This is a genomic window from Psychromonas aquatilis, from assembly GCF_038155185.1.
Classification (GTDB): Bacteria; Pseudomonadota; Gammaproteobacteria; order Enterobacterales; family Psychromonadaceae; genus Psychromonas; species Psychromonas aquatilis.
On record NZ_JBAKAZ010000002.1, the window covers coordinates 1 to 26008 of the forward strand.

General features: G+C 36.2%; 22 protein-coding genes. 13 read left to right on the forward strand and 9 right to left on the reverse strand.

All coding sequences use genetic code 11. From position 1 onward, the window contains the following. Positions 1–243 precede the first annotated feature (243 nt). Positions 244–960 carry a DNA polymerase III subunit epsilon gene (dnaQ, locus tag V6256_RS00515; RefSeq protein ID WP_341596013.1) on the reverse strand — a complete coding sequence of 239 codons (717 nt, stop codon included), beginning with the start codon at positions 958–960 and terminating at the stop codon, positions 244–246. 82 nt (positions 961–1042) lie between these two features. Here dnaQ and rnhA point away from each other — a divergent pair, with 82 nt between their 5' ends. Then, positions 1043–1504, forward strand: a complete 462-nt coding sequence (gene rnhA, locus V6256_RS00520) for a ribonuclease HI (protein ID WP_341596014.1) — start codon at positions 1043–1045, stop codon at positions 1502–1504. Positions 1505–1508: 4 nt separating this feature from the next. Here the strand turns inward: rnhA and V6256_RS00525 are convergent, their stop codons facing one another. Continuing rightward, positions 1509–2246, reverse strand: coding sequence for a class I SAM-dependent methyltransferase (locus V6256_RS00525; protein ID WP_341596015.1), 738 nt, complete (start codon positions 2244–2246; stop codon positions 1509–1511). 38 nt (positions 2247–2284) lie between these two features. On the opposite strand from V6256_RS00525, the gene gloB reads away from it, so the two are divergent. From gloB to tyrA, 4 genes are all read left to right on the forward strand, one after another. Next, on the forward strand, positions 2285–3052 hold the full coding sequence (gene gloB, locus V6256_RS00530) for a hydroxyacylglutathione hydrolase (protein ID WP_341596016.1): 768 nt from the start codon (positions 2285–2287) through the stop codon (positions 3050–3052). Positions 3053–3108: 56 nt separating this feature from the next. Next, on the forward strand, positions 3109–4653 hold the full coding sequence (locus V6256_RS00535) for a lytic transglycosylase (RefSeq protein WP_341596017.1): 1545 nt from the start codon (positions 3109–3111) through the stop codon (positions 4651–4653). Between the two features lie 229 nt (positions 4654–4882). Next, the gene (locus tag V6256_RS00540) at positions 4883–5950 is read left to right on the forward strand and encodes a 3-deoxy-7-phosphoheptulonate synthase (protein WP_341596018.1); all 1068 of its coding nucleotides are present in this window, start codon (positions 4883–4885) and stop codon (positions 5948–5950) included. Between the two features lie 10 nt (positions 5951–5960). Continuing rightward, entirely contained in the window at positions 5961–7088 is a 1128-nt protein-coding gene (tyrA, locus tag V6256_RS00545) for a bifunctional chorismate mutase/prephenate dehydrogenase (protein ID WP_341596019.1), read from the forward strand. Between the two features lie 116 nt (positions 7089–7204). Here the strand turns inward: tyrA and hpf are convergent, their stop codons facing one another. Further along, positions 7205–7615, reverse strand: a complete 411-nt coding sequence (gene hpf, locus V6256_RS00550) for a ribosome hibernation-promoting factor, HPF/YfiA family (protein ID WP_341596020.1) — start codon at positions 7613–7615, stop codon at positions 7205–7207. Between the two features lie 310 nt (positions 7616–7925). On the opposite strand from hpf, the gene V6256_RS00555 reads away from it, so the two are divergent. From V6256_RS00555 to V6256_RS00575, 5 genes are read left to right on the forward strand one after another with little or no spacing between them, the layout of a single operon-like run. Further along, positions 7926–9743 (forward strand): extracellular solute-binding protein, encoded by a 1818-nt coding sequence (locus tag V6256_RS00555; protein ID WP_341596021.1) that lies wholly within the window; start codon positions 7926–7928, stop codon positions 9741–9743. Continuing rightward, complete coding sequence (locus V6256_RS00560) at positions 9743–10816, forward strand: microcin C ABC transporter permease YejB (RefSeq protein ID WP_341596022.1); 1074 nt, start codon at positions 9743–9745, stop codon at positions 10814–10816. Before V6256_RS00555 ends, V6256_RS00560 begins: the two co-directional genes overlap by 1 nt. Further along, positions 10816–11865 carry an ABC transporter permease gene (locus tag V6256_RS00565; RefSeq protein ID WP_481133286.1) on the forward strand — a complete coding sequence of 350 codons (1050 nt, stop codon included), beginning with the start codon at positions 10816–10818 and terminating at the stop codon, positions 11863–11865. Before V6256_RS00560 ends, V6256_RS00565 begins: the two co-directional genes overlap by 1 nt. Then, complete coding sequence (locus tag V6256_RS00570; protein ID WP_341596023.1) at positions 11862–13454, forward strand: ABC transporter ATP-binding protein; 1593 nt, start codon at positions 11862–11864, stop codon at positions 13452–13454. The genes V6256_RS00565 and V6256_RS00570 overlap by 4 nt, the downstream gene beginning before the upstream one ends. A 36-nt stretch (positions 13455–13490) precedes the next feature. Beyond that, a complete protein-coding gene (locus tag V6256_RS00575; protein ID WP_341596024.1) occupies positions 13491–15404 on the forward strand; it encodes a transglycosylase SLT domain-containing protein in 1914 nt (637 codons plus the stop codon). A 60-nt stretch (positions 15405–15464) separates the two neighbouring features. On the opposite strand, the gene V6256_RS00580 is transcribed toward V6256_RS00575, so the two are convergent. Beyond that, positions 15465–15866 (reverse strand): type IV pilin protein, encoded by a 402-nt coding sequence (locus V6256_RS00580; protein WP_341596025.1) that lies wholly within the window; start codon positions 15864–15866, stop codon positions 15465–15467. 256 nt (positions 15867–16122) lie between these two features. Beyond that, on the reverse strand, positions 16123–16575 hold the full coding sequence (argR, locus tag V6256_RS00585; RefSeq protein WP_341596026.1) for a transcriptional regulator ArgR: 453 nt from the start codon (positions 16573–16575) through the stop codon (positions 16123–16125). Positions 16576–16830: 255 nt separating this feature from the next. Here argR and V6256_RS00590 point away from each other — a divergent pair, with 255 nt between their 5' ends. The 3 genes from V6256_RS00590 (at position 16831) to cysG (ending at position 20568) form a co-directional block, all read left to right on the forward strand. Further along, a complete protein-coding gene (locus V6256_RS00590) occupies positions 16831–17589 on the forward strand; it encodes a transporter substrate-binding domain-containing protein (RefSeq protein WP_341596027.1) in 759 nt (252 codons plus the stop codon). Between the two features lie 164 nt (positions 17590–17753). Further along, entirely contained in the window at positions 17754–18689 is a 936-nt protein-coding gene (mdh, locus tag V6256_RS00595; protein WP_341596028.1) for a malate dehydrogenase, read from the forward strand. 460 nt (positions 18690–19149) lie between these two features. Beyond that, positions 19150–20568: a siroheme synthase CysG gene (cysG, locus tag V6256_RS00600; RefSeq protein WP_341596029.1), complete on the forward strand. Its 1419-nt coding sequence runs from the start codon at positions 19150–19152 to the stop codon at positions 20566–20568. Positions 20569–20718: 150 nt separating this feature from the next. Here cysG and glgA read toward each other — a convergent pair whose 3' ends face one another. From glgA to rsmC, 4 genes are all read right to left on the reverse strand, one after another. Next, the gene (gene glgA / locus V6256_RS00605; RefSeq protein ID WP_341596030.1) at positions 20719–22182 is read right to left on the reverse strand and encodes a glycogen synthase GlgA; all 1464 of its coding nucleotides are present in this window, start codon (positions 22180–22182) and stop codon (positions 20719–20721) included. 75 nt (positions 22183–22257) lie between these two features. Then, on the reverse strand, positions 22258–23481 hold the full coding sequence (gene glgC / locus V6256_RS00610) for a glucose-1-phosphate adenylyltransferase (RefSeq protein ID WP_341596031.1): 1224 nt from the start codon (positions 23479–23481) through the stop codon (positions 22258–22260). A 62-nt stretch (positions 23482–23543) separates the two neighbouring features. After that, a complete protein-coding gene (gene glgC, locus V6256_RS00615; protein ID WP_341596032.1) occupies positions 23544–24767 on the reverse strand; it encodes a glucose-1-phosphate adenylyltransferase in 1224 nt (407 codons plus the stop codon). A gap of 151 nt (positions 24768–24918) precedes the next feature. Further along, the gene (gene rsmC, locus V6256_RS00620; RefSeq protein ID WP_341596033.1) at positions 24919–25968 is read right to left on the reverse strand and encodes a 16S rRNA (guanine(1207)-N(2))-methyltransferase RsmC; all 1050 of its coding nucleotides are present in this window, start codon (positions 25966–25968) and stop codon (positions 24919–24921) included. Positions 25969–26008 lie beyond the last annotated feature (40 nt).

A 26008-nucleotide genomic window follows, 5' to 3' on the forward strand; every position in this document is an offset into this window, starting at 1 on the left:
ACCCGCGACCCCCGGCGTGACAGGCCGGTATTCTAACCAACTGAACTACCACTCCAGCAAAATCAACCTTGCATCATATGCAAGCTCGTTGAGGCGCAGATAATACGGAGTTGCAGGTACTGAGTCAATAAAGAAAAACAAAAAAATCGCAATATTTACACTCTAATTAGCTCGATTGCCTGTTTTATGTTCATAGTGGCTATTTTTTGTCATTATTTTAAACGTTAAAAATTGATTTTTTTATTATCGCCATAAACAATTCCCTGATTTTGCCACTAAATCTAAACGAGATTGATGAGCTTCTAACTCTTCCTGGTTTGCATTAATCACTTTTAAAGGGGTGGCATTTTGCCTAATTCGACGGCCGGTGTCATTTTTTCCTGATTCATTATTGGCTAAATTTAAATCTTTTTGGCCACCTGACATCAACAGATAGACATCGGCTAAAATTTCAGCATCTAATAATGCCCCATGTAATACACGGTGTTTATTATCAATTCCATAACGGTCACATAAGACGTCCAGGTTATTTCTTTTTCCTGGAAACATTTTTTTAGCCATCTCTAATGTGTCAGTGACGGTTGATATTTCTTCAGTTGGTTGTGTTTTTTTATTTAAGAATCGAAATTCTTGATCCATAAAGCCAACATCAAAGGGTGCGTTATGAATAACTAAATCTGCACCCTTAATAAAATCAATAAACTCATCTGCAATATCGGCAAAGCGAGGCTTGTCATATAAAAACTCATCAGTAATACCGTGAACAGCCATTGCTTCTGGGTCTATTGGCATGTCTGGTTGAATATAAACATGGAAGTGACGCCCTGTTAATCGACGATCTATAACTTCAACACAACCTATTTCAATAATACGATGGCCAACATAAATAAGCCCATCTTTATTCATACCTGTGGTTTCTGTATCTAATACGACTTGGCGAATGTGTTTACTTGTGTTCATTAGCATCTCTATTTATAGTGGCAGCATGTTAAAATTACTTGGCAATCCTTTATTAGTTTAACAAATTAAAGCGATAGAAATAATGAAAAAAATACAACTTTATACTGATGGATCGTGTTTAGGGAATCCTGGACCTGGTGGTTATGGGGCGATTCTAGTGTTCAACGAACATAGACGTGAACTGTCAGAAGGATATGCAAGAACAACAAATAACCGCATGGAAATGCTTGCGTGTGTCAAGGGTTTAGAAAGCTTAACGGAAGTTTGTGAGGTTGATGTTACAACAGATAGCCAATATGTACGTCAGGGTATTACGCAATGGATACATAATTGGAAAAAAAGAGGTTGGAAAACCGCCGCTAAAGCACCTGTAAAAAACGTCGATTTGTGGAAAGCACTTGATGCTGCACAAGAAAAGCATACAGTGCATTGGCATTGGGTAAAAGGCCATTCAGGGCATCCAGAAAATGAACGTTGTGATGATTTAGCAAGACAAGCTGCTGAAGCAAACCCAACTCAAATAGATAGCGGATTTGAAAGTTAATTCATTAACTATTTTTAATCTTAGAGTGTGATTGTTTAGTAGCGACAGGTTGGCCACTAATCACTTTTCTTTTTAACTTATTATTTGATGTGACGCGAGTGAGTGGTATTGATTGTTTCTTTGCCACGATAAAATAAACGCTGCATAAAAAAGGAAAATAGCGCTGCCCTAGATCTGCGATAAATGAGGAAATAGGCCCCTTACGCTGAGAGTACATACAACTAAAGAATTGCTTTTGTTTTATTTCAAAACCCAATAAATGCAACCAGTCAATCACTCGATTAGGTGCAAATAGTCGTTCAGTTTGTTTTTCAGTTTTTTTTAATAATGATTTGCAGCCAAATACGCTATAGGGATTAAATCCACTTACGATAAGTGTGCCGTCTAAGGTTAATACACGGTCAATTTCCCTTAGGAGTTGATGAGGGTCACTGGAGAAGTCTAGTTCATGGAGCAATATACAGAGGTCAATAGTTGATGCTTGAAAAGGTAAATCATGTAGGTTGCTTCTTAGTCCAATATCATCGCCTTTCTCTGCACAATTAATTTGATGCAAGATAGGACTTTTATCTGTTTTTAACTGGCTACTTAAACAACCTAGTTTTAATAAATGATAGCCAAAACAACGAGGTATCGTATCATCTATTAATTGTTGTGTTTGTTTCTGTAGTTGTTCTCCATTACTGAGCTGTAACCAGTTGGTGATTGGAGGTAAGATACGTGATGTTTTTGCTATTCTCATATACGTGCCCCCTAATTATTTTTAAGTTGAGATAAATTATGTTTAATGTACTAACTATTCCAGCCTTTGATGATAACTATATTTGGCTTATTAAAGATAGTCAAAGCTCACGTTGTATTGTTGTTGATCCAGGTGATGCCACGCCGGTATTAGAGGTTATTGCATCACAAAATCTAACTATTGAAGCAATTATTATTACTCATCATCACAATGATCATATCGGCGGTGTTGAAAAGTTGATGATGGATAACCCTGAGACTAAGATTTTTAGTAAAGAGCCACTTTTTGATAATGCAAATTTAGTTGATGAAGGCGATACTATTGCGTTTTTCGATGGTCGCTTATCGTTTAAAGTTTGGCAGGTGGCAGGGCATACCTTGGATCATGTCGCTTACTTTAACGAGCAAATGTTATTTTGTGGTGATACTTTATTTTCTGCTGGGTGTGGTAGGGTTTTTGAGGGCACTCATCAGCAGATGTTTGATGCCTTATCTCGTTTAGCATTATTAAATGAAGAGACTAAAGTCTATTGTGCTCATGAATACACTCAAAATAACCTTATTTTTGCATTGCACGTTGATCCGCATAATATGGAATTAATCAATTATATCAAACGTGTTAGTAAAGCGCGCCAACAAGGCTTGGCGACTATTCCTACTACTATTAAATGTGAAAAACTGATTAACCCTTTCTTAAGATGTGATCAACCGAGTTTATTAAATAGCGTACAAAATATTCTAGCTAAACCACTTACTTCTGGTGAGTCTTTGTTTAAAGCACTACGCCTTTATAAAGATCAGTTTTGATTCAAACTTAAAAAGAACATAGAATACGCGGCTTACTTTATGCGAGCGGCGAACCTATGAAACTGATTTTTACCTTATTTTTTATTTTTATGTTGAGTGCATGTCAGATGCTCTCAACAACTGAGCCTGTAAGTTCTGAAGCTTCAATAACCGGTTCGTCTAATAACCAGCCCAACTCCACCAACTTAAATAAATCAATAAACACACCGAGTAATCATCAAAAAAATTATGAAAATGTCTGGTTAAAGTTAGCGGAAAACTTCGATTTTGAAGTACCTGAAAATGAACGCATAAAAAAACAGAGGGATTATTTTTTAAGTCACCCCAATTATTTAAAGAGAGTTTCAAAAAGAGCGGAACCCTTCTTATGGTTAATCGTCGACCGCATAGAAAAGAATGATTTACCACTTGAATTAGCATTATTACCTGTCATAGAAAGTACATTTGACCCTTTTGCTCGCTCTCATGCTGGTGCTGTCGGTTTATGGCAATTTATGCCGACCTCCGGTGCACGCTTTGGATTACAACAAAATGAATGGTACGACGGTCGCCGTGATGTTGTTGCATCGACTGAAGGCGCACTTAAATATATGCAATTTTTGCATCGCTTCTTAGGTGAAGATTGGTTATACGCAGTCGCAGCCTATAACTCTGGTGAAGGCACAGTACAGAATGCAGTGCGTAAAAATAAAAGGCAAAATAAGCCAGCTGACTATTGGAATTTAAACTTACCAAGGGAGACGGAGCTTTACGTTCCAAAGTTGTTGGCACTTATTGATATACTACGTAATCATGAACAATATAATATTGAGCTACCTTATATTCCCAATCAGAAAGTCTTAAGCTATGTTGATACAGGTTCTCAAATTGACCTTGATTTTGCAGCTGAATTAGCTGGTTTAAGCTTTTCAGAAATTGAATTGTTAAACCCCGCTTTTAAGCTGAGAGCAACCTCTCCTAATGGTCCGCATAAATTATTATTACCTAACGATTCCGTTGCACAATTTCAAACCAAGTTGGCAAAAGTTAATAAAAATGGACGTGTACATTGGAATAAATATTTAGTGAAGTCGGGAGATAGCTTAAGCGTTATTGCTCAAAAAAAGAATACGACAGTGCATATGTTAAAAGAAGTGAACCATTTAAATAGTGAATTGTTAAAAATTGGGCAACCATTGCTTATTCCTCAAATGAGTTTATCTCAACAGCAATTACTTGCAAATCAGAAGCATGCGAGGGGCAAAAAATTTGATACAAGCAATAAACAAAAAATTGTCCATAGAGTAACAAAAGGAGATACGCTCTGGGAACTTAGCAAGTTCTATAAAGTGTCCTCTATTGATATTGCGAAATGGAATAACTTTCCAGTTAGTCAGAATTTAAGCCTAGGTCAAAAATTAACCATTTGGAAAGGTTTTGTCGCAAAGAAATCCCAAAAGCGTGTCACTTATCATGTTCTTTCTGGCGATTCTTTAGGGGTGATTGCCCAAAAATTTCAGGTTAAAACAGCAGATTTAATGCGTTGGAACAACCTTAACGAGAAACAATATATTCAGCCAGGTCAAAAATTGAATATTTACGTGACTAAGACAAGTTCCTAATAAACGTCAGTTAACAGATAATTTCAATAGGTAAAGGTTAGTGTGTTAAACTTTACCTATTTTTTCCTGTCTTGATAACCTTTTTTAATTAAGAAACCGGCTTTTCTTCTTATATAAAAGCGATTCTCTTGAGAAAGCTTGCATTTCTCTTCACTGCACTGTTTAAACGCATGATCTATTATTTTGCTATGTTATTATGTTTCCACGATTAATTGTCAACGAGAATAAAATGACTACGCAACAAAATGAAAATATCCACATCCAATCAGAAACTGTACTTATCACACCAGCAGAACTGAAAGCCGCGTTACCGGCTTCTGATAGTGTGTATCAATTCATTCATGAGTCTCGTCAAACTATTTCTAATATTGTACATAAAAAAGATCCTCGATTTTTAATCATCTGTGGACCTTGTTCTATTCATGATATCGAAGCAGCAAAAGATTATGCAACACGTTTAAAAGAGTTACATGAACAATATAAAGACACGCTATATATTGTCATGCGTGTTTATTTTGAGAAGCCGCGTACAACCGTTGGTTGGAAAGGGTTAATTAATGACCCTCATATGGACGATTCATTTGATATTGAAACGGGCTTAAAGAAAGCACGTGAATTATTATTGTGGATTTCAGAGTTAGGCCTACCTATTGCGACTGAAGCATTAGATCCGATTAGCCCTCAATATATCGGTGATCTATTCAGTTGGTCTGCAATTGGCGCACGTACAACAGAATCTCAAACTCACCGTGAAATGGCGAGTGGTTTATCTATGCCAGTTGGTTTTAAAAATGGTACTGATGGTAGTCTGTCTACAGCGGTTAATGCGATGCAATCAGCTTCTGCACCGCATCGTTTTATGGGCATTAATCAATTAGGTCAAAGTGCATTATTACAAACGGCAGGTAATGCTGATGGCCATGTGATTTTACGTGGCGGTGGCGGTAAACCAAATTACGATTCAATCAATGTTGCACTAGCAGAGCAAGCGCTAGAAAAAGCAAACATGGAAAATATTCTTATTGTTGATTGTAGTCATGAGAATTCAAATAAAAACCATGAGTTACAGCCATTAGTTGCTAAAAACGTATTCGGCCAAGTAGTTGATGGTAATAAATCAATTATTGGTATTATGCTAGAAAGTCATATTAATGCAGGTAACCAACCAACTGCATTACCTGTTGAAAGTCTACAATACGGTGTTTCAGTGACTGATGCATGTATCGATTGGCAAACAACTTGTGACTTATTAGCGCAAGCTGAAACGTTATTAAAAGACACAATTAAAAAGAAATAAGAAGCAAATTATGCCTTTAAGTAAATTAAGAGATGAAATTGATGCTGTAGATCAGCAAATAATTGATCTATTAGCTGAACGTTTACGTTTAGTAGGTGAAGTTGGTGAAGTAAAAACCAAACATGGTTTGCCAATATATGTGCCTGAACGTGAAGCAGCAATGCTAGCTAAACGACGTGAAGAAGCTGAGAAAAAAGGAGTACCAGCAAGTCTAATTGAAGATATTTTACGTCGTACTATGCGAGAGTCTTACGCAAGTGAAAATGAAACTGGCTTCAAAACCGTTAACCCTGATATGAAACGTATCGTGATTATTGGTGGTAATGGTTTATTAGGCCAACGCTTTGTTGAGATGTTTAAATTATCTGGTTATGACGTAGATGTACTAGGGCGCTCAAATTGGGATCAAGCTGAAGCAATTTGTAGTAAAGCAGGACTAGTAATTGTTGGGTCGCCAATCGATGTAACCACTGATGTTATTAAGCAACTTAGCTTTTTGCCTAAGGATTGTATTTTAACAGATATCACCAGTGTTAAAGACGAGCCATTAACAGAAATGTTAGCGGTTCATGACGGTCCTGTTGTAGGCTTACATCCAATGTTTGGCCCAGATATTTCAAGTTTTGCTAAACAAGTGATTGTTTATTGTGATGGACGTGAACCAGAGAAATATCAATGGTTGATTGATCAAATGAAAATTTGGGGGGCTCATTTATACAATGTTGCAGCTCCAACACATGATAAGTCAATGACCTTGATTCAAGCATTGCGTCACTTTACTAGCTTTGTTTATGGTGTTCACCTACAAGAAGTTGATGCTGACTTAGAGCAGTTACTTGATTTAAGCTCTCCTATATATCGTTTGGAACTTGCGATGGTAGGGCGTTTATTTGCTCAAGAGCCAGCGCTATATGCTGATATCATCATGTCACAAAAAAATAATCTAGCGATGATTAAACGTTACCATCAACATTTTTCTGATGCCATTGAGTTATTGGAAAATAACGATCGTGAAGCCTTTATTGACCGTTTCAAATCAGTAACAAACTGGATGGGTGATTACTCGGAATTATTCTTAAATGAGAGTAGAACCATGTTACAGCAAGTGCATGATAATCGTCATTACGAAGAAAAGTGATTTAACTTTATTTTATTAAGGCAGGATCATAAAAGGAGGTTTTCACCTCCTTTTTTAGTCGCGTTATAAAAGTATCAAACTATATAACGTTATATTGTGCAATAAACTATAGCAGTTTATGCAACGAATTCTTTATTCATTTTAAATTCAGCATCTGATTCAATTTCAACTTCTGGCTCTGTAGGAGCTTCACCTGAAATTTCTCCGTTACGGCATAATTCTTTACCGTTATTTTTAGCGCGGTTTGCTTCATCTTTATGAATATGTTTATTCAGTTGGCGTTCAAGTTTTTGGAATAATTGCGTAATAGCTGCATAAAGATCATCATGCTCAGCACTGGCAAATACCTTACCTTGAGGAACACCTATTGTACCTTCTATTTTTACACCTTTAGGCTCTTTGGTAATGATGAAGTGTGGTTTAATGAGAGAAACTTGAAGTTTTTGTAACTTTTCGAAACGTTCCTCTACTTTTGTACGCATTGTGTCTGTGATACTCATTTGCTTACTAGTAATTTCAATTCTCATATAGGACACCTTTTAGTTGTACACTTTATCGTGTTCATTAATAGACTAGACTTTTAAAATATAATTAAAAGAGATCTAGATCACATTATTCATGCCTTTCAAATAATCCGATTTATTCTTTGAACTCACCTGATTTTTTGAAAAAAATATTGAAAAGCATATAGGTTAGTCTGCGAATATATTAAGAAGTTTCATTTATTTTATTTGTGTCATTAAATTTTTAGTTTCTCAATTAAAAACCTTTTATTCGTTTAAGTATTTGTTATCTTTATGACTCTTCCCCTTTTAATGATGCTTTGAGTCAATTTAAATGATTATTAATAATAAACTTGTTTCTGTTTTTATATCTATTGCCTTGGTATTTACTGCGGAGCGTACTATTGCTTCATCATGGCAAACTTCTCTAAGTATGTACGGCGATATTAAATATCAGGAAGGCTTTAAGCATTTTGATTATGTGGATCCAAATGCAACTAAAGGTGGAACATTTAAGCAAGCAAGTATTGGTAGTTTTGACTCTTTAAACCCTTACATTGTTAAAGGTAACGCAGCTGCTGGTATTACCCATATTTACGATACCTTATTACAGCAATCAGCCGATGAGCCTTTTAGTTTATACCCTTTAATTGCTGAAAAAGTCAAAGTAGCAGATGATTTTAGTTGGGTTAGTTTTTTAATTAATAGTGAGGCTAAGTTTGAAGATGGCAAACCGATTACCGCTGAAGATGTAAAGTTTAGTTTTGATTTGCTTATTAAGGAGGGCTCGCCACTTTATGCATCATATTATGCTGGAGTGGAATCTGTAGAGGTTGATTCAACACAACAAGTTACTTTTCACTTTGCACAGTCTGGTAATAGAGAGCTACCGCTTATTATTGGCCAGATTCCTGTTTTCCCTAAACACTTTTGGAAAGATAAAGACTTTACTAAAAGTGGCTTATTAATACCGATCGGTTCAGGCCCTTATAAAATAAAATCTTTTGATGCTGGTAAGCAGATTACGTTCCAAAGAAATTCAGCTTATTGGGCAAAAGATCTTCCGGTTAATAAAGGGCGATTTAACTTCGATCAGTTGATCTTTGATTATTACAGGGACGATAGTGTTGCATTCGAAGCTTTTAAGTCCGGTGCTTTTGATTACCGCCTAGAAACGTCTTCGAAACGCTGGGCAACTGGTTATGTTGGCGAGCAGTTTAATTCCGACAAAATTATTTTAGAAACGATAGAGGATAAGAGTCCACAGGGGATGCAAGGTTTTTGGTTTAATTTACGCCGAGATAAATTTAAAGATCCTAATGTCCGGGAAGCGATCTCGCTTTTATTTGATTTTGAATGGGCAAATAAAACATTATTTTATGGCGCTTATACGCGTATCAATAGCTTTTATTCCGGCTCTGAATTATCAACCGGTATTAATATCAGCGATGCCGAACGCGAGATTTTATCCCCTTACGCAGCACAATTAAATAAATCTGTTTTTGAGCCGATACAAACTAATATTACATTAGGTAATGGTAATGTCAGAAAGCAGATGCGACAAGCGGTTGCCCTATTATCAAAGGCAGGTTATGAATTAAAAGATAGCAAGATGCAGAATGCAGCGGGCGAACAGCTTAGTTTTGAGTTTCTACTTTATAGTAAAGATTTTGAACGAGTTATTCACCCATTTCGCCGCAACTTGCAACGTATTGGTATTAAAACATCTATTCGTCTAGTCGATGTTTCTCAGTTTATTAATCGTTTAAATAATTTTGAATTTGATATGTTATCTCTACGTAAGGGGCAGTCTATTTCTCCAGGTAATGAGCAAGCCTCTTATTGGGGGTGTGAGACGGCGGATCAAGTAGGGACGTCAAATTGGGCTGGGCTTTGTTCTCCAGTTGTTGATCAATTAACTAAACAGTTAACGCTAGCGACAACCCGAAAACAACTTGTTGATATAACTCGATCACTGGATCGGGTCTTGTTATCGCAGCATATGGTTATTCCTCAATGGTATTTACCAGCTTATCGCATTGCTTATTGGAATAAGTTTAATCACCCTAAAAATGCACCTTATTATGACTTAGGGATAGAGACATGGTGGGCAAAACCCAGTGAGCCAATTAGCAAGGAAGAGGGGCAGTAATGCAGCAATATATAATAAAAAGGTTATTACTGATTATTCCAACCTTGTTAGGCATCATGACATTGAACTTTTTCATTGTTCAAGTTGCACCAGGTGGCCCTGTTGAACAGGCAATCGCAAAATACCAGGGGATTAATTCAGATGCAGCTTCTCGAGTCACCACAAGTGCACACAGTGAAATTAAACAGACAAATAGTCACTACCGAGGTGCACAGGGCGTCGATCCTGAATATATTCTGCGTTTAGAAAAGTTGTATGGTTTTGATAAACCAATTCTTGAGCGTTACTTCTCGATGTTATGGCGGTATATGCAGTTTGATTTTGGTGAAAGCTTTTATCGCGATAAAAGTGTCATTGATTTGATTTATGAAAAAATGCCCGTTTCTATATCACTAGGTATTTGGACAACCTTATTTGCTTACATTATCTCTATTCCGCTGGGCATAAAAAAAGCCACATCCCATGGTAGTCGTTTTGATGTGTGGAGTAGTACTGTGGTGACCATCGGTTATGCTATCCCTGCCTTTATTTTTGCTATTATATTAATTGTTTTATTTGCTGGAGGATCTTATTACAGCTGGTTTCCTCTTAGAGGTTTAACATCTGATAATTTTGAATCGCTGACTTTTTTTGAGCAAATAAAAGACTATTTATGGCATTTAGCGTTACCAATAACGGCTAGTATCTTGGCTAGTTTCGCAACTTTAACCATGTTAACCAAAAATTCATTTTTAGATGAAATTAACAAACAATATGTGATCACTGCTCGCGCGAAAGGTTGTTCAAAGAATAGGGTGTTATATGGACATATATTTCGTAATGCCATGTTATTGATTTTAGCTGGTTTACCCGCTGCACTGATCGGCATCTTTTTTACTGGCTCGATGTTAATTGAAGTGATTTTTTCGTTGGATGGCCTTGGTTTATTAAGTTTTGAATCCGTCATTAATCGAGATTATCCGGTTATTTTTGGGTCTTTATATATTTTTACGTTGGTCGGCCTACTACTTAAGTTAATCAGTGATGTGACTTATACCGTTATTGATCCACGTATTAACTTTGAGGGGCAATAATGTCGTTATTACTCACTTGGAAGCGTATCAAAAAGAATCCTAGTAATAAGCAACGTTGGGGGCAGTTTAAAGCGAATAAGCGAGGTTACTATTCATTATGGATATTTAGTTTTTTATTTTTATTAAGTTTAGTCGCTGAAGTGTGGGTTAATGATAAACCAATCATGGTCTCATATAATTCGCATTGGTATTTTCCTATCGTGCAAGATATTCCTGAACAACAGTTAGGTGGTGATTTTGATATTAGCACTGATTATCGCGACCCTTATATGGTTGAACAAATTAATAAAAAAGGCTGGATGATATGGCCTATTGTGCCTTTCTATTATGACTCTATCAATTACGAGTTAACAACAGCAGCGCCTTCTGCTCCCGATGCGATAAACTGGTTAGGCACAGATGATCAAGGCCGTGATGTTGTTGCTCGTTTGGTTTATGGCTTTCGGATTTCAGTTATTTTTGCCCTCTCATTGACGCTTATCAGCTCCGTTATCGGTATTTTTATCGGTGCAATCCAAGGATATTATGGCGGTAAAATTGACCTGATAGGGCAACGTTTATTAGAGATCTGGGAAGGTTTACCGATGCTCTTTATGTTAATTATTCTGGCCAGCTTTGTAGAACCAACATTTACTTGGTTATTAGGTTTAATGGTTTTATTTAGTTGGCCAAGCCTGGTGAGTGTTGTGCGAGCCGAGTTTTTACGAGGTCGGCATCTTGATTATGTCAAAGCATCCAAGGCTTTAGGAGTGACAGACAGTAAAATAATGTTTAAACATATTTTACCGAACGCCATGATTGCGACATTAACTTTTATGCCATATTTATTTACAGGCGCATTAACTACATTAACCTCTTTGGATTTTTTAGGTTTTGGGCTACCACTGGGCTCCGCTTCTTTAGGGGAGATGATTTCTCAGGGCAAAGATAATTTGCAAGCACCTTGGTTGGCGATCACCGCATTTATCTCTTTATCGAGTATTTTAGTTCTATTAGTGTTTATCGGTGAAGCTGCTCGTGATGCTTTTGACCCAAGGAAAGTATTATGAATAAAGAGAGTTGTTTACTCAGAGTTAAAAATTTAGCTGTTAGCTTTGCTGAAACAGATATTTTATCTGGAGTTAGTTTTACCTTAGAGAAAGGCAAAACATTAGCTATTGTAGGTGAAAGTGGATCGGGGAAATCACTGACTGCATTATCTATTTTACAGTTGTTACCTTACCCACATGCACATCACCCTGAAGGAGATATTATTTTTCAGGGGCAGTCTTTAATGGGCCAATCAGAGGCTGTATTAGAAGCTGTTCGTGGTAATAAAATAAGTATGATATTTCAAGAGCCAATGACCTCATTAAATCCATTACACAGTATTGAAAAGCAGATTGCTGAGACATTATTGCTGCATAAAGGATTAACAGGAAGAAAGGCACGAGAACGAACACTGGAGTTATTAGTACTGGTTGGCATTGATGATCCCGCTTCTAGATTAACTGCTTACCCACATCAGTTATCGGGAGGGCAACGACAACGAATTATGATTGCAATGGCGCTGGCTAATGAGCCAGATCTATTAATTGCTGACGAGCCTACTACAGCTCTTGATGCAACGACTCAAAAACAAATTTTATTATTATTAAAATCATTACAAAAACGCCTGAATATGGGGATCTTGATGATCACGCACGACCTTAATATTGTGCAGCAGTTTGCTGATGATGTTTTAGTCATGTGTAAAGGTCAACAGATTGAGTATGCCGCTACTCCACAGGTTTTTGCCAACCCTGCTGAGGAATATACGAAAAAGCTGTTAGATGCGACACCGAAAGGCGAAATGGAGCCTCTTGATGAGCATAAAGTGATTTTGGAAGCCGATAACATTAGTGTTAGTTTTCCTTTGAAAAAAAGCTTCTGGGGGAAAACAACACAAGCATTGGATGCTGTTAAAAATGTTTCTTTAAAAGTCCATGCTGGTGAGACTCTGGCTATCGTGGGTGAAAGCGGCTCGGGGAAAAGCACGTTAGCTCAAGCGTTATTGCAATTAACTAAGCACAGCGGAAAGGTGGTTTATCTCGGTAAAGAAATAAATAATCAGCATAAAGCTGATTTACAGTTGATGCGTCAAAATTTACAGATTGTATTTCAAGATCCTTATGCAAGCTTAAGCCCTAGAATGTCTGTCTACGATATTGTTGCTGAAGGTATTCATGTTTTTAATCAACAATTAAAGTTGAATGAACAACAGATTGAGCAAGAGGTAAAGCGTGTATTAATGACGGTAGGTTTAGATGAAAGTGTCTGTAATCGATACCCTCATCAATTTTCTGGTGGGCAAAGGCAACGTATTGCTATTGCAAGAGCATTAATACTTAAGCCTAAACTAATAGTGTTAGATGAGCCGACCTCTGCTTTAGACAGAAGTATCCAAAAGCAAATTATTGAGCTATTAAAATCATTACAGAAAGCGTTTGGATTAAGTTACCTATTTATTAGCCATGACCTTTCTGTGGTTAAATCAATTAGCCATCGTGTTCTTGTATTAAAATCAGGTGAGATCATTGAACAAGGCACAACATCTGATATATTTACAAAAGCGAATAATTCTTATACACAACAGTTGCTATTGTCATCTATTTTATGAAATGATGATGTTACTTTTTACTTACGTTGAGGCTCCATGAAAAAAATAATTTTAAGCTGTTTTTTCTTATCCATTGCAAATATCGCGAATGCATTAACTTTAGATGCACAGCGGACTATTTTTAGCGATACCATTGCATTGCAAGAACAAAAACAGTGGCAGAAAGCCAACGTAAATATTGAACAAATTAAAGATTACCCACTTACTTACCTTGCAGAATATAACTATTTAAAAGCAAATTTAAGCAGTGTTGGCGACCAGAAAGTTTTAGACTTTATTGATACGCACAAAACTAAAGTTGTTAGTGATAATTTACAGCGTTCTTATCTATTTTATTTAGCGAGCCAAAAAAATTGGACACAATTTTTAACTGCTTACCCAACTATGCCAAATAATTCAGTTTTGAAATGTCATTACTTACAAGCATCGATTGCGACAGGTAAAAGTGATAAAGCATGGCCTGACGCTCAAAAATATTGGTTATCAAGCACATCACTACCGAATGCTTGTGATGATGTTTATGTCTTTTATCAAAAGGATAAAAAATTAACTCAAGATGATATTTGGCAACGCTTCCAGTTAGCTTATGAAAAGAATAAGCAAGGTTTAATGCGCTTTTTAATTGCTAGAATGGATAAAGCAAATTCATCAACGGCGAGCTTATTATACGAATTACAAAAAGACCCGAAACAAATCACTGATACAGTATTATTCTCTTCGCGTAATGTGAAAAGCTTTAGCTTTTTAGTACCAACATTACAACGTCTATCAAAAATAGATTTTGATTTAGCAATGAAAATGTACGCTGAGTTTGATAAGAAAACGCCATTTAATGCTGATGAAAATAAACGCCTTAAAACACAGTTTGCAACACTTATTGTGCAGCGTAACAAACGTCAATACTTTACCTGGTTAGATAAAGAGTTAGGTCCTCTGGGTAATGTTTCTTTAATTGAGCAGCGTATTCGTTATGCGATAAAAAGAAATGATTGGAAAAACATTGATTTTTGGTTAACCCAGCTACCTACTGAAGCGCAAAATTCATCTGAATGGAAATATTGGCAAGCCAAAGTCCTAGAAAATGCTGGCAAAAATGATGCAGCTAAAAAGCTATACCAAGAAGTAGCAAAGAATCGTAACTTCCATGGTTTTATTGCTTCTCAAAAATTAGGTATTGAAGTGTCATTAAACGAAGAAATCATTAAAGATGAGCAATCTACAATTAGCGGATTAGATGATGAGCTAGCGGTGATTAGAGAGCTGTTATTCCATGAATCTTATAAGGATGCTAAATACCAATGGTATCGTTTGTTAAATAGCCAATCTGTCGAGAAACAATTACAACTCGGGTTGTATGCTTACAACCATGATTGGCCTTATCTAGCGGTATTAGCTTCTATTAGTTCTAAAAGCTGGAATGCACTCGCGATTCGCTTCCCTAATGCCAAAAAAGAATTATTTGTAGGGGCGGCAGAAAAATATGATTTAGAAGAAACTTATGTTTATGCGATTACACGTCGTGAAAGTAGTTTTGATGAGCATGCTAAATCACCTGTAGGTGCAAGTGGTTATATGCAACTTATGCCTAAGACCGCTGCAGCAACAGCGAAGAAAATTGGGTTGACGGAATATAATAATGTAGAGCAACTGGATCAAGGTGAAATTAATGTTCAGCTTGGAACTGGCTACTTTAATGAGCTGTTAACACGTTACGATGGTAACCGTGTTCTTGCGACTGCGGCTTATAATGCCGGCCCTCATCGTGTTGATAGATGGAGCAAGAAAAGTGGTCAAAAAGGCATTCCAGTAGATAGTTGGATAGATACGATTCCTTTTTATGAGACGCGTGCTTATGTACAAAATGTCTTAGCATATAATGTTATTTATCAACATGTATTAGGCAAGCCTATGGTGTTTTTAAAAGATAAAGAGCTTACTGCAAGCTACTAAAAAACAGTTTTTCCTCGTATAATTTAATCACCGATATTGAATTGATATCGGTGATTAATCTCACCAGCAGATAGTATTATCTGTAATACCATCACTTGTTTTATTACTATTTTGATCAACAAAAAGAACACGGCAAATACTTTTATCCTTGTATTGAAGGCTTTCGGCTTTTGCTGTTGCTTTTATTAAATAGTTGTTAGCCGAAGCTGAAACAAGATTGAAAATATAATATGGGTCATTGCTAGGTAGCCCAATTATATTTGCATCATCTGTATAACTTGAGTGCAGTATTCGGTAATTACTTTGTGCTATTTGTGCTTTGATTAATTCACTTTGAGCATCACTTCTTCTCGATTTAATGATGACATCTTGAAATGAGGGATAAGCAACACTAGCAAGCAGAGTGACAATCACCAAACTGATCAATAATTCAATCAAAGAAAATGCATGTGCTTTAAGCATAATAACCTGCCACTTTACAAAGTAATCTGCTTATAACTGTAGAAGTATTTTGTGATTATAGCGAATGTTTAATCAGCTACCTGTAGAGGGAAATACCATTGATTAATTTCATTGATTATTTGAAAGGTCAGCATTTCATTGTTTATCGCACCTGAACTGTGTCCCAGTGATCAGGCGGTAATCTAATAGGCGAGGTAAATATAGCGCTAACTATTTAAATACATTTCTTTGTATCAACGCATTAAAAATGAAATGATTAATCAAACAGTTTGTGTACTACTGCTAATGTTTGTTCAATTTTTTGGGTATTAGTTGGTGCGATGTAAATGGTATCATCTCCAGCAATGGTGCCTAATATGCCTTCCGCTTTACCCATTGAATCTAATAATCGAGCAATCAGTTGGGCTGCACCGGGGCTGGTATGAATAACGATTAGGCTATCATTTCTATCAATATCGACGACTAAGTTTTTGAGTGGGCTAGTTGTTGTTGGAATGCCTAGCTCAACTGGTAGACAATAAACCATATCACCCGTTGCATTACGAGTTCTAACCGCGCCTGTTTTACTTAGCATGCGTGATACTTTTGATTGGTTAATCTGCTTAAAACCAGCTTCACTTAATGCATCTACAATTTCACTTTGAGAGCTTAAATGCTCCTCTTTAAGAAGCTCTTTGAAGAAATCCATTAATTCAGATGGTTGACGCATTTTTTATTCCTATTGATACCTTATAATTAGGCTCCTATCTTAATCTAAATTAGATACTAGTTAACAGCATAAATGTTACTTTTTTTTGCATATTTATTCATTTTTTTGAAAAACAAAACATTGTTGATTGAAAAGTGTACAGATATTCCGTAAACAACTATTTGCTTAATAGGCTGTTTTGCTTATGACTATTTTATTAATACTACTTCTGTTAAGGTTTGCTCTAAAAAACGTCGAGACTAAAGGTATTTGATAATGCATTTATTTATTAGGCAACTTATAGTAATTTGTTTGTTATGCATTAGTTCATTCAATGTACTGGCCTTACAGGAAATGAAGGTTAAGTTTGCCACTGATATTAATTACTACCCATTCGAGTATATTACTGAAGATAATAAACTACAGGGGTTTGATATTGATATTGCCAAGGCTATTTGTGAACAGGTTAATTTACAATGTACATTTGAACATCGTCGTTTCGACGACTTATTAATTATGTTACCTTTTAAAAGATATGATGCTGTTATTGCTGCGTTAGACATAACCGATCAACGTTCCAAAGTAGTTGATTTCAGTGATAGTTATTACAAGATTGCGCCTGCGTTTATCAGCAGAGAAAAGTTTGATGGCCAACTTTCCTTAAAAGGCAAGTTTATTGGTGTTCAAGCCAATACATCACATCAAAACTACCTGGTCAAAGCGCAACAAAGTCAAGACAGCTATATCGTTCCTTATTTCTCTTCTAAAGCGGCTTTAGAGGATTTACAACGTCAAAAAATCGACGCTGTATTTGCTGACTTCGCAGTTATTAAGACGTTTTTAGATAAACAAAAAGAACCTTCTCAATTAGTTATCTCTCGTCGAGAAGATGTTTTTATGGGGCAGTTTTCAGCTGGTTATGGCATTGCTGTAGACAAAGGCAATGACATTTTAAGAGAGCGTTTAAATCAAGGTTTAAAGCTCATTACCGAAAATGGTACCTATGAAGAAGTTTTTAAGAAGTATTTTCATTAAATTATATTTATATAATATAAAAAAGAATAAGATTTATGCACAAATATAGCTTATTCTTTACATCTGTCACAATTATTTAACATGTTTTACCTATGCGTATTTATTCACTTTAGAATAGATATGTTCATTATATATACTTAAGATTTATTTCATTGGAGAAAAATATGAAAGTTGCTGTTCTTGGTGCTGCAGGCGGTATTGGTCAAGCGTTATCATTATTATTAAAAACTCAACTACCGGCTGGTTCTGAATTAGCATTGTATGACGTTGCTCCAGTTGTTCCTGGTGTAGCAGTTGATTTATCACACATCCCAACGGCTGTTAAAGTTGCAGGTTTTGGTGCTGATGCATTAGATGCTGCATTAACAGGCGCTGATATCGTAATTATTCCTGCGGGCATGCCACGTAAACCAGGTATGGACCGTGCTGATTTATTCGCAGTAAATGCTGGTATCATCAAAACGTTAGCAGAAGGTATTGTTGCTAACTGTCCTAAAGCATTAGTTGGTGTAATCACTAACCCTGTAAATGGTACTGTGCCGATTGTTGCTGAAGTATTCAAAAAAGCAGGAACTTACGACAAAAACCGTGTATTTGGTGTAACGACTCTTGATGTTATCCGTAGTGAAGCATTTGTTGCTGAGCTTAAAGGCTTAAACGTAAGCGACGTTAAAGTGCCAGTAATCGGTGGCCACTCAGGTACAACTATTTTACCTCTTCTTTCTCAAGTTGAAGGTGCTACTTTCACTGAAGAAGAAGTTGCAGCACTAACTCCACGTATCCAAAATGCGGGTACTGAAGTTGTAAATGCTAAAGCGGGTGGCGGTTCTGCTACATTATCAATGGGTGCTGCTGCTGCTCGTTTTTGTTTATCTCTAGTTAAAGGTTTACAAGGCGAAGACGTTGTAGATTACGCATACGTAGACGTTGCTGATGGCGATGCTGCATACTTTGCACACCCTGTACGTTTAGGTGTTAACGGTGTTTCTGAAATCCTACCATACGGTGAGTTATCTGCTTTTGAAGAAAAAGCGAAAAACGACATGTTAGAAACATTAAACAAAGATATTCAAGAAGGTGTTGATTTTATCAATAGCTAGTCTTAACGATAAATATATCTGATGTTAAAGGCCAGTTTACTGGCCTTTTTTGTGTCTGTAATACATGGAATAAAATAACTAAGTATTATATAAACATTCAACTTTAGCGTATTTAGTTTAACTTATACCAATCACACTAATTAACTGATCTATTTTACTTGCTAAAATAACTTATTTCTTCGTTGTAATTTTCGCAAATAGAACAACTATTTAACTCAAATTACGCCTTAAACTAAGTCATTTTTTCTGCGCAAAATTTAGATCACTTATTTAATATAATTGGTATTACTAGGTAAATTTATCTGATGATATACTGATTATTCATTGAAATTAATAGTGTTAAGCTTATCTTCAGATCGTTTTTATAGACTTTAACGTCATAAATAATAAACTTAAAATTATTTATAGTAAGTCAAATATTCTTTATAGTGTCCTAATGGACCCCTTACACGAGATATATATGGATTATCTTCCTATTTTTACTAAATTAGAAAACCGTCACTGCCTAGTTGTTGGTGGTGGGGATATTGCCGCAAGAAAAGTTAAATTATTATTAAAAGCAAATGCAACTATTACGGTTTGTGCACCTGATATTTGTGATTGGTTATTAGAAAAAGCTCAGCATAATCAAATATCTATTATTAATGAATTGTTCACTGATCAGCTTATTGACGGTAAGTGGTTGGTGATTGCAGCTACTAATCAAGATCATATTAATGAGCATGTTGCTAAATTAGCAGAGAAAAAACAGATTTTAGTGAATGTAGTCGATGAACCTAAATTATGTAGCTTCATTATGCCTTCCATTGTCGACCGTTCACCTATCGTTGTTGCTATTTCTAGTGGCGGTAGTGCACCTGTACTAGCACGCCTTATTCGCGAACGCTTAGAAGCATTATTACCGATGCATATCGGTCGCCTAGCAAAGATCTCGGGTGAATTTAGACACCGTGTAAAACAAGTGATTTCCAAAGAGTCTTTACGTCGTCGATATTGGGAGAAATTATTTGGTAATGGTGATTTAGCCGGCTTATTGCAAAAAGGACAAACTGAAAAAGCGCAACAATTAATGGAAGAAAACCTAACAGAAGAAGTAGCTAAAGGCGATGTTGCATTAGTTGGTGCTGGGCCTGGTGATCCCTCTCTATTGACACTAAAAGCATTACAATTAATGCAACAAGCTGATGTCGTACTTTATGATAGGCTAGTATCAAAAGAAATTTTAGAGTTGGTGCGCCGAGATGCAGACCTTATTTCTGTAGGGAAGGCTGCAGGAAAGCATGAAGTTCAACAATCTAGAACTAATGAAATGTTAGTTGAGTTGGCTAAACAGGGCAAAAAAGTGGTTCGTCTTAAGGGTGGAGACTCCTTTATATTTGGTCGCGGTGGAGAGGAATTAGAAGAGTTAGTAGAAGCAGGTGTTGCTTTCCAAGTTGTCCCTGGGATTACTTCTGCATCAGGTTGCAGTACCTATGCTGGTATTCCCTTAACACATCGTGATTATGCTCAATCAGTAACCTTTGTGACAGGTCATAGAAAAGCAGATGGTAAAGATCTTGATTGGAAAGCTTTATCGACGGCACATCAAACCTTGGTTGTTTACATGGGGTTATTACGAGCTGAAGAGATTGAAAGTAACCTATTAACCAATGGACGTGATGCTAACACCCCGGTTGCTCTGATTAACAAAGGTACCACGAGTCAACAACAAGTGATTACCGGTACGTTATCTGAACTTTCTAAGTTAGGAGGTGGTTTGGAAGGGCCGACATTAATGATCATTGGAGAGGTTGTTAGCTTGTCCTCAAAAATTGGTTGGTTTACACCAGATAATCAGCAAAAGTTATCTCGAGACCCATTTTTAGTAAACTTAGCTTAGTAAACTTAGCTTAGTAAACTTAGGTAAGTGGACAGGTCATTAATTAGTAATTAAGTTAGCTAATCAGGTTCAATGATAAAAGCCATTCAATTGTTAGAGAATTAACGATTGAATGGCTTTTTATTTAGTGAAGATAGCGAATGTTAAAGACTAACCTCTGCCTAATGCTCGTAAGTATAATCGTTGGTAGTGTTTAGCTGAATCTGACCAATGGAAGTGAGAACGCATCGCTTGTTGTTTTAAACGTAACATCTCTTCAGGGTGCTCAATGTACAGCAATAAAGCACGACGTAAGATGTTAAGGAATTGATTTGGATTTGGATCATAAAACATAAAGCCATTTGCATTGTCAGGGTCTTGATCGTAATCGATTACAGTATCTTTTAGTCCACCAACAGCACGTACAATAGGCAATGTACCGTACGCAAGGCTATATAATTGATTTAAACCACACGGTTCAAATATTGATGGCATTAAGAAGAAATCTGAGCCAGCCTCTACGAGATGCGATAATCGGTTACTATAGGTATTAATAAATTTGAACCTATCCTTGTAATGCTCTGAAAGGGCGTTTAATTGCCCTGTGATAGAAGGATCACCAGATCCTATCAGCACAAATTGCACATTATGTTTTAAAAATCGTTCTAATACAGGCAGAATTAAGCCGAATCCCTTTTGGTCAGTTAAACGACATACCATACCAAACATAGGCACATCACTTACTTCAAATTCCGCTTCTTTTTGTAATGCAACTTTACACTTTTCTTTACCGCTGAGGTCATGACTATCAAAGTTAAAGGGAATTAATTTATCATTTTCCGGACTCCAATCATTATAATCACAACCATTTAGGATGCCTTCAAAGTCATGGATTCTTTCAATAAAGTGATCAGACATACCATGAGAACCTAATGGTGTTAACAACTCACTTGCATAGTTAGGACTCACAGTATTTACTTTGCTGGCATAAATAACACCAACCTTTAAGAAGTTAATATAACTGTAATTTTCCAGCACGCGCTGATCCATACACCCACTAATTTCTGGTATTAAGTTTAGCTGTGATTTATCAAAAATACCTTGGTAAGCAGAGTTATGGCTTGTTAAAACCGTTTTGGAATGAGCAAAATGAGGTGTTTCATAAAAGCGGGTTTTTAATAAATAAGGGACTAAGCCAGTATGCCAATCATTACAGTGAATAATATCAGGAGCAAAGTCTTCTGCTAATGAAGTTAATAATGCCGCTAAACTGAAAAAAGCGAAACGCTCACCATTATCAGGATAAGCATTATTCTCTTCGCCATATAAACCAGCACGGTCAAAATAATGCGCATTATCAATTGCTAGTACTTTTATACCATCTAGTGATAATTGCTGTACTGCAAAATGAATATCAGGTCGTGAGTTATCTGTATGTAGCGTAAGCTCATGAACTTGTTTAGCATCTTCTTGATGCGCTATGGTACGGTAAAATGGAGTGATGATAATAACTTCATGGCCTAGATTTCTGAGTTCTAAAGGCAGAGCTTTAGCAACATCTGCAAGCCCGCCTGTTTTTGAGAAACCTTCTACTTCTGAAGAAATGAATAGAACTTTTAATTTTTGAGAATCCACTTGGAACTCCTTTATTTAGGCCGTGTGTAATGATTTAAAAACCGTACTATTGCGATTTTTAAATCATAGTATCAATTAGAAACCGATTCTAGCACCTTTTGGAATCACAACAATTCCTTCATCAGAAACGGTAAAGCGTTTTTTATCTTCGCTTAAGTTAATGCCAATTTCGACACCATCGGCGATTTCAACATCTTTATCAATAATGGTTTTAGATATCTCACAATTTTTACCTATCTTAGTGTCTCCTAATAAAACCGATTGGTAAATATGAGTGCCTTGCTTAATAAAGCAGTTTGAGCCGATCACTGACTTTCTGATACTTGCACCGATTACTAACGTACCATCCGATATCAATGAGCGTCTAATAGAACAAGTTGTATCGCCATTGTTTTGAAAGTTGGCCGCTGGTAATGCAGGGTAATGAGTATGCATTGGCCAAGCTGTATTATAAAAAGAGATAGGAGGATTTGATTTTACTAAATCCATATTAGCTTCCCAATATGACTCAATAGTACCTACATCGCGCCAATAGGCTTCACCATTTTCATTTGCTATCTTGTTAGTCGTGAAATCATAAACAAAGACCTTACCCGTTGGCATTAAATGGGGAATAATATCCTTACCAAAGTCATGGCTAGAGCTTTCATCTGCTGCATCTCGAATCAATTCTTCTTGGAGCTCTTTAGACTTAAAAACATAATTTCCCATTGATGCCAGTACATGATCTGGATCGCCCGGGATGGTTTTAGCATCTTCAACGTCAGGTTTTTCAACAAAACCAATCATTCTCCCTTCTTCATCTACTTCAATAACACCAAAGTGATAGGCTTGCTCTTTAGGTAAACGAATTGCAGATACAGTAAGAATGGCATCTTTTGCTTGATGGAATTGTATTTTCTGTCGAATATCCATTTTATAAATATGATCGCTACCAAAAATACAGACTATCTCAGCATGGTCGGATTCGATAAATTGTAAGTTTTGATAGATTGCATCAGCGGTACCACTATACCAATTTTTACCGGTACGCATTTGCGCTGGAATGGCATCGATAAAGGTATCAGTAAAGCTATTGATCTCCCATGCTTTTTGCAAGTGAGTATTGAGTGATTGAGATTTAAATTGTGTTAAAACATATATTCTTAATAAATCTGAATTGACGAAATTATTAAGCACACAATCAACTAAACGATAACTTCCACCAAACGGCACCGAAGGTTTGGTGCGAGACTGAGTTAAGGGGTAAAGACGAGAGCCTTCACCACCTGCTAGAATCATTGATAAAACTTTTGCCATGAGAAAACCTCTGCTAATAATATAATAAATCGTTACTAGTCATGTTTATTTACTGGTTATGACTAAAATCCAACGCGGCTGCCTTTTGAAATAACGACAATGCCATTATCAGAGACGGTAAATTTTTTACGATCTTGCTCTAGATCTTCACCAATAACAGTACCTGGAGCGACTTCTACATTTTTATCTAATATCACATTAGTTAAACGTGCACCTTTTCCTATCTTAGCGTTGCCTAGGAAGATACAGCCATTAACCATTACATCGGTACATATGTGGCTTCTAAAACCTAAGATTGAATTCTTAATATTAGCACCATTTATATATGATCCCGCTCCAATATGAGATTTATAAACATAGCTTTCAGAGCTACCTTGGTCCCTAAATGTTGCTGGTGGAAAAGGGGGATGATAGGTATGCAGTGGCCAATGTTTATTATATAGCGAAATAGGTTGATCATCATTTAACAGATCCATATGCGCCGCCCAGTAGGAGTCGATAGTACCTACATCTCGCCAATATGCGTGCTCTGGCTCACCTGGTATTTTATTATCGCTAAAGTTATAAACAAACACTTTGCCTTGTTTATACAGTTTAGGAATAATGTCCTTACCAAAATCGTGACTCGAATCTTCTGCAAAAGCATCTTCACGTAGTTCTTCTAATAATGTGTCCGTTTTAAACACATAGTTTCCCATAGAGGCAAGTACATGATCTGGGTCACCGGGGATTGTTTTTGCTTCTTCGACCGATGGTTTTTCAGAAAAGCCAATCATATGGCCTTCTTCATCAATCTCAATAATGCCGAAATGAATCGCTTGCTGTTTTTGTACTCGAATGGCTGCTACGGTTAACTCTCCACCTTTATCTTTGTGGTAGTCAATCATTTGCTGGACATCCATTTTATAAATATGGTCGCTACCAAAAATACAAATATGATCTGCTTCACTTTTCTCAATAAAGCTTGAGTTTTGGTAAATAGCGTCAGCTGTGCCAGAGTACCAGTTTTTATTTACCCGTTGTTGTGCAGGGATAGCTTCAATAAATCTCCCTGAAATGCCAGCAAGTCGCCATGCCCGGCGTAAATGAAGGTTGAGTGATTGTGACTTAAATTGAGTGAGTACGTAAATATTCATTAAATCTGCATTTACGAAGTTATTCAATGCAAAGTCTACTAATCGATAATTGCCGCCAAAAGGCACGGCAGGCTTGCTTCGGTTCTGAGTTAATGGAAATAATCTAGAACCTTCTCCCCCAGCAAGAATCATAGCTAAAATGCCAGCCATAAAGCCTCCACATAGATGTTTAAATAAGAAGTACTAAGTCTATAGTATTACATATTTATAAATATATTAAATATTAACTATTCAATAAGTGTTAAATTTCAATATCATAACATTACCAAAAAATGGAGGCTTTAATACGTTTTATTTTAGATTATTTGAGGCAGCTCAATACTTTAAACTTATTGTTTTGTGTATCTTCAGAGAATTTTTGGTATGTAGCTGTTAAAAGAGGCTCATATCTCAGAAACTTATTCGCTACAATTGTCATTTTTCCTTTTTTCTTTAAAAAGTTAATTGATTGATTTATGAATGTTTCCGCTGCATCATAATTTGTTTTTTGACCTGAATGAAAAGGTGGATTTGAAAGTAGTAAATCATATTCTTTATTTACATGTGAAAAGACATCTGATGCAAATACATTTGCGCTCAATGTATTTTTCTCTAAAGTAAGTTTAGCGCTTTCTATTGCATAAATATTGACATCAATTAAATCCATTTTTAACTGCTTATGCTTTTTCAAAAGGTAGCTAGACAGTACGCCTGCCCCACAACCAAAATCTAGTCCTTCACCTTCTAGTGTATTAGGTAAGTTTTTAAGTAACAGTTCGCTACCTTTATCCAATTCACCAAAACTAAATACGCCAGGCAGTGAGCAAACAGTTAATGAGATATCATCGATATTGAGTTGATACTCTTTTATCCAGTCGGCTTGTACAAAAGGTTTAACCGTTTTGTTTAACTGAGCGTAAATAACACTACAATGGCGTGCAGAATCAATTGTATTACTGTTATCTGAATAAGGTTTTAACAATCCAGACACACTTTTAATGCCGCACTTTTTTTCACCTACTAAAACAATGTCTGCATCTTCTGTTAAGTGAGGGGTGAGATTCGCTAATAAGTATTCAATTTCAGCCTTAGCTTTAGGAATATAAATTAATAATAAATCAAACTTATTTTGTTTTTCTTTTGGTTGATAATTTGCGGTAAACTGTACTTCTGATGGCTGTAATTTATCTTTTAATTTTTCATAGTAGCGAAAATCATTAAAACAAAAGCAACTTGATGATGCTATTGTCTGCAATTCAATAGGATAATGATCATCGATATTACCTGCGACTAAAATGGATTTCCCTGAAAATAAGGATTCATTACGTTGTAAAACCTGGCTTGGATTGGATAGAGTAGCGTTAAGTGCCATTATTATTTCCTATTGCAGCTTTTTTAAAAGCTGAAAGTGG